This is a genomic window from Streptomyces sp. URMC 123, assembly GCF_051386515.1.
In the GTDB taxonomy this organism is placed as follows: Bacteria; Actinomycetota; Actinomycetes; order Streptomycetales; family Streptomycetaceae; genus Streptomyces.
In genome coordinates, this window is sequence record NZ_JBPQTV010000412.1 from 1 (window position 1) to 4,882 (window position 4,882).

Below are 4,882 nucleotides of genomic sequence, written 5' to 3' on the forward strand. Positions count from 1 at the left end.
GCACAGGGCGGCGCCCCCGTACCCCCGTACCGCTGCGGGACCTCGTCCCCGGCCTGCCGCCCGCGCCCCACCACCGCCTGCACCGGGACACCCCCGACCAGGCGCTGCCGCCCCGCGTGCCCGTCGACCGGGCGACCCGGGAGCCCGTGCCCCCGGCGGTCGGCGAGGAGCCCCTCGTGGAGTACGTGCCGCGGGCCGAGGCGGTCCGCCGCCAGGGCGGTGCCGCGCCCGTGCCGTGCAGCGCGTCCACGGGCCCGTACCAGCGCGAGGTCGAGGCGTTCCTCGGGCTCCCCGTGGACGGGGTGCAGTCCGGGAAGGACTGCGAGACGATCCGCGCCTGGCAGCGGAAGGAGGGCATCGAGCCGGCGATCGGGTTCGCGGGCCCCACGTCGATGGCCCGCATCCGGCTCGCCGAGGCCCGGCGGAACCCGAACGCCGACGGCCGCTGCCCCGCCGGGACCGGCCGCGTGGTCTGTCTGGACCTGCCCCGCCAGATCATGTGGGTGCAGCGGGGCGACCGGGTGGTGTTCGGCCCGGTGACGATCCGCAGCGGCAAGGCGGGGTACGCCACCCGCACCGGCTGGCACCGGATCTATCTGCGCAACCGCGACCACTGGTCGACCCTCTACCGCGCGCCCATGCCGTTCGCGCAGTTCTTCAACGGCGGCCAGGCGTTCCACGGGGTCTACGGCAACGTCCACGACCCCGAGGGCGGCTCCCACGGGTGCGTCAACCTCACCTACGCCGACGCGCGCAGGCTCTGGGACGTGCTGAGCCTGGGCGACCGGGTCTACTCCTGGGGCCGCCGCCCCGGCACGTGAGCCACCCACCGCGCGTGCAGGCCCCCGCCGCTGACCGTTTCTACCGCAAAAGTCCGCTTCCTCCCCCTGCCCCCGCCGCCCCCCGGCGCCTCGGTGAGAGACTTGGCGCGATGACTGCACATTCGGAGGGGGCGCCTCAACGGCTCCCAGCGCCGCCCGGGGAGGACCGGAAGCCCGTGTCACCTGTGTCACCCGTGCCTCCGGCACGCCCCGTGTCGCCCGTGTCGCCCGTGCCGGCCGAGGCGCTCCCCACGTCGTCCCCCCGGCGCGGCCGTGCGGTGATCGACCTGGCGGCCCTGCGCGCCAACGTCCGCGCCCTGCGGGCCCGCGTCGGCGGCGCGCAGCTCATGGCCGTGGTCAAGTCGGACGCGTACGGCCACGGCGCCATTCCCTGCGCGCGCGCCGCCCGCGAGGCCGGCGCCACCTGGCTCGGCACCGCCACCCCCGAGGAGGCGCTCGCCCTGCGCGCGGCCGGGGACACCGGCCGGATGCTGTGCTGGCTGTGGACGCCCGGCGGCCCCTGGCGCGAGGCCATCGAGGCGGACATCGACGTCTCGGTGAGCGGCATGTGGGCGCTGGACGAGGTCGTCGCCGCGGCCCGGGCCGCGGGCCGGCCGGCCAGGGTCCAGCTCAAGGCCGACACCGGGCTCGGCCGCAACGGCTGCCAGCCCGACGACTGGCCCGAGCTGACCGCCGCCGCCCGCGCCGCCGAGCTCGCCGGCACGATCGCCGTGACCGGCGTCTGGTCGCACTTCGCCTGCGCCGACGAGCCCGGCCATCCCTCGATCGCCGCGCAGCTCACCGCGTACCGCGAGGCCCTGGCCACCGCCGAGCGGGCCGGGCTGCGCCCCGAGGTGCGGCACATCGCCAACTCCCCGGCGGCTCTGACGCTGCCCGAGACGCACTTCGATCTCGTGCGGACCGGAATCGCCGTCTACGGGGTGTCGCCGGCGCCGGAAATCGGCCAGCCCTCCGACTTCGGGCTGCGGCCGGTGATGACGCTCCGCGCGAACCTCGCGCTGGTGAAGCGGGCGCCCGGCGGGCACGGCGTGAGCTATGGCCACCACTACGTCACCCCCGGCGAGACGACCCTCGCCCTGGTGCCGCTGGGGTACGCCGACGGGGTGCCGCGGCACGCCTCGGGGACCGGTCCGGTGCTGGTCGGGGGCAAGTGGCGGACGGTCGCGGGCCGGGTCGCGATGGACCAGTTCGTGGTCGACCTCGGCGGTGACAGCGCGGCCGTCGGCGACGAGGCGGTGCTCTTCGGCCCCGGCGACGGCGGCGAGCCCACCGCGGAGGACTGGGCGCGGGCGGCCGGAACCATCGCCTACGAGATCGTGACACGCATCGGAAAACGGGTATCGCGCGTCTATGTCGACGAGGACCATGGCGTCCACGGGACGGACGACCGCGGGGCGGCCGCCCGCCCGGTGGACGACGGCGAGGAACGGCGCGGCTGACCGGGGTGGCGGCGGGCCGCCCGGCCGGGCGAACGCGTGATTCGACCGGGGCGGGCGGGGAACACGCCCCTGTCCGGCACGGAGTGACGCGAGGGCGCGGCCGTACGGCGGTGGTGCGGCCGTACGGGTGCCGCTTTCGGCCGTTCGGGCTGTGCGCCGTTCGGGCTGTACGGGCTCTGCGGAGCGGTCGGCCGTACGGCGTCGCGGCGCTCGGTGCCATCCCGCGCAAGAGCCCGCACCGCACCGGCACCCGCACCCGCACCCGCACCGACGTACACGTACGGCACACGGCCCCACCGCACACGGACACACGGACCCACGCACACACGAGTTCACAACCACGCACACGGCACTCGCACCGCAGGTCAGCGACACGGAGCAGCACGCATGCGACGCATCGACGAGGAGCGGCACGACCATGGGTGACAACACCACGGGGGACGCGGCGGCGCTGGACGCGGCGGTCGCCGCCGCCGGCTGGCGGCGCGCCGGATTCGCGGGAGCGGCGATCGGCGTCGTGGCCGCCGGGGCGGCGGTGGGCGTCGCGCTGGAGCGGCTGACCGTCGGCCGCGGCATCCGCCGCAGGGCCCGGCTGGCGCTGGACGCGGCGGGCCCGTACGGCGCGCTGCGCGGCACGCCCGGCCGGGCGATCGCCGACGACGGCACGGAGCTGCACTACGAGGTCGAGGAGGTCGACCCGGAGGGCGGCGCGGGGCCACGCCGCCGCCGGCTCTTCGGCCGCCGCCTGCCGGCGCCGGTGACGGTGGTCTTCTGCCACGGCTACTGCCTCAACCAGGACGCCTGGCACTTCCAGCGGGCCGCGCTGCGCGGGCTGGTCCGCACCGTCTACTGGGACCAGCGCAGCCATGGCCGCTCCCAGCGCGGCCGCGCCCAGGCCGAGGGCGTCCCGGTCACCATCGACCAGCTCGGCCGCGACCTCAGGGCGGTGCTGGACGCGGCGGCGCCGGAGGGACCGGTGGTGCTGGTGGGGCACTCCATGGGCGGCATGACCGTGATGGCGCTGGCCGCGCACTACCCGGAGTACGTGCGCGAGCGGGTGGCCGGCGTGGCGCTGTTCGACACCTCCTCGGGCGGGCTCGGCGAGGTCAACTTCGGGCTGCCGGTGGCGGGCATGAACGTCGTCCGCCGCTTCCTGCCGGGCGTGCTGAAGGCCCTGGGCTCGCGCGCCGAGCTGGTCGAGCGGGGGCGGCAGGCGACGGCCGACCTGTTCGCCGGGGTGATCAAGCGCTACTCGTTCAGCTCGAAGGACGTGGACCCGGCCGTCGCGCGCTTCGCGGAGCGGCTGATCGAGTCGACGCCGATAGACGTCGTCGCCGAGTTCTATCCGGCGTTCCTGGAGCACGACAAGGCGGAGGCGCTGCTCGCGTTCCGGGACCTGCCGGTGCTCGTCCTGGCCGGCGACAAGGACCTGGTGACGCCGAGTTCGCACAGCGTGGCCATCGCCGACCTGCTGCCCGACGCGGAGCTGGTGCTGGTGCCGGACGCGGGGCACCTCGTGATGATGGAGTACCCGGAGACGGTGACGGACCGGCTCGCCGACCTGCTCACGCGCTCGGGAGCCGCGCTGGGGGAGAAGGGCGCCGCGGCCCGGCGCTCGGTCCGCGGCTGAGGCGGTTCGCCGGGCGGTGTTCGGTGTCCGCCGGGCGGCGCCCGGTGCGTGGCCGGGGCCGTCCGCCGGGCTGTCCGTCGGGCTGTGTTCGGTCCGTGGCCGGGGCCGCCCACCGGGCTGTCCGCCGCCCGGCGCCGGGTCCGCGGCCGACCGCTCGGGCCCCGTACCATCGGCGAGTATGGACGTCCCGTACGACTCGACTCCGCACACCGGAACCACTCCCTCCGCCGCGCCCGCTCCCGGGCCCGCGACCGGCCCCGAGCGCGCCGAGCCGGCCGAGGGCCCCGCGCCCGCCGGCCGGCCGGCCCCGGCGACCGCCGCGACGCCCCCCGCCGCGGCCGTCTCCGCCCGGTTCACCATCGGCACGCCGGAGCGGATGCAGGAGCTCGGGCGGCGCCTGGCCGCGCTGCTGCGCCCCGGTGACCTGGTGCTGCTCTCCGGACAGCTCGGCGCCGGCAAGACGACGCTCGCCCGCGGCCTCGGCGAGGGCCTGGGCGTGCGGGGCGCGGTGACCTCGCCGACGTTCGTGATCGCGCGCGTCCACCCGTCGCTGACCGGCGGCCCGGCCCTGGTTCATGTGGACGCCTACCGGCTGGGCGGCGGCCTGGACGAGATGGAGGACCTCGACCTCGATGTCTCGCTGCCGGAGTCCGTGGTCGTCGTGGAGTGGGGCGACGGCAAGGTCGAGGAGCTGTCGGACGACCGCCTGCACGTGGTGATCGAGCGGGCGATGGGGGACGAGGCCACCGGGGACGCGCCGGTGTCGGCGCCGGACGCGGAGGCGGTCCTGGACGCGGCGGCGGAGGACCACGCCGATCAGCGCGAGGTGACCGTGGTCGGCGTCGGGGCGCGCTGGGCGTCGGTGGACCTGGCGGCGGCGCTCGCCGGCTGAGTCGGCGGCATCCGGCACGGCCGTGGCGCCGCGCCCTCCGACCTGGCAGTACGGGGCGGGGCGGTGGGAGGTGCGGGGC

The 4,882-nt window shown here is 76.7% G+C and carries 4 protein-coding genes; all 4 read left to right on the forward strand.

All coding sequences use genetic code 11. The features are described 5' to 3' along the window. The coding region (locus tag ACSNOD_RS28370) for a L,D-transpeptidase (RefSeq protein ID WP_436769928.1) at window positions 1-821 on the forward strand (821 nt) is incomplete at its 5' end. A 221-nt stretch (window positions 822-1,042) separates the two neighbouring features. Then, window positions 1,043-2,281: an alanine racemase gene (gene alr / locus ACSNOD_RS28375; RefSeq protein WP_436769929.1), complete on the forward strand. Its 1,239-nt coding sequence runs from the start codon at window positions 1,043-1,045 to the stop codon at window positions 2,279-2,281. A gap of 418 nt (window positions 2,282-2,699) precedes the next feature. Continuing rightward, window positions 2,700-3,911 (forward strand): alpha/beta fold hydrolase, encoded by a 1,212-nt coding sequence (locus ACSNOD_RS28380; protein ID WP_436769930.1) that lies wholly within the window; start codon window positions 2,700-2,702, stop codon window positions 3,909-3,911. Between the two features lie 178 nt (window positions 3,912-4,089). Next, window positions 4,090-4,803: a tRNA (adenosine(37)-N6)-threonylcarbamoyltransferase complex ATPase subunit type 1 TsaE gene (gene tsaE / locus ACSNOD_RS28385; RefSeq protein ID WP_436769931.1), complete on the forward strand. Its 714-nt coding sequence runs from the start codon at window positions 4,090-4,092 to the stop codon at window positions 4,801-4,803. The last annotated feature ends 79 nt before the right edge of the window (window positions 4,804-4,882 follow it).